The following is a 435-nucleotide window of genomic DNA, read 5'->3' as shown; positions in this document are numbered from 1 at the left end:
CCAAGGGTGGGGCTCGAACCCACAGCCTACCGGTTAACAGCCGGTTGCTCCACCGTTGAGCTACCTTGGAATATCCACGTGGCTATGTCCTACTCTCCCAGGCAGTTTCCCACCAAGTACCATCAGCGCTAAAGAGCTTAACTTCTGTGTTCGGAATGGGAACAGGTGTATCCTCTTTGCTATTATAACCACATATTGCCTATTTATAAGACAAGTATTATATTAACATCTTTATTTTTAAATGTCAATAGTTTTAAAGTACTAAATAGTAATTGTTTAATATGATATATACCATATTAATTGAAGTTAGTACTTTATCTAGAGTTAACACTCTAAAAACTACATATATATTTTATTTAATGAACATCAAATAATTTGGTCAAGTCCTCGACCTATTAGTATCGATAAGCTAAATACATTGCTGCACTTACACCT

The 435-nt window shown here is 36.1% G+C and carries 1 rRNA gene; it reads right to left on the bottom strand.

The features are described from left to right. Positions 1-76: 76 nt before the first annotated feature. A 5S ribosomal RNA gene (gene rrf / locus KGF38_RS20085) occupies positions 77-193 on the bottom strand. Positions 194-435: the final 242 nt, after the last annotated feature.

This window comes from Clostridioides sp. ZZV14-6387 (assembly GCF_020657835.1).
Taxonomy (GTDB): domain Bacteria; phylum Bacillota; class Clostridia; order Peptostreptococcales; family Peptostreptococcaceae; genus Clostridioides; species Clostridioides difficile_A.
Note: the sequence above shows the minus strand (reverse complement) of the source record. Positions and strands in the feature narration are given on the sequence as shown.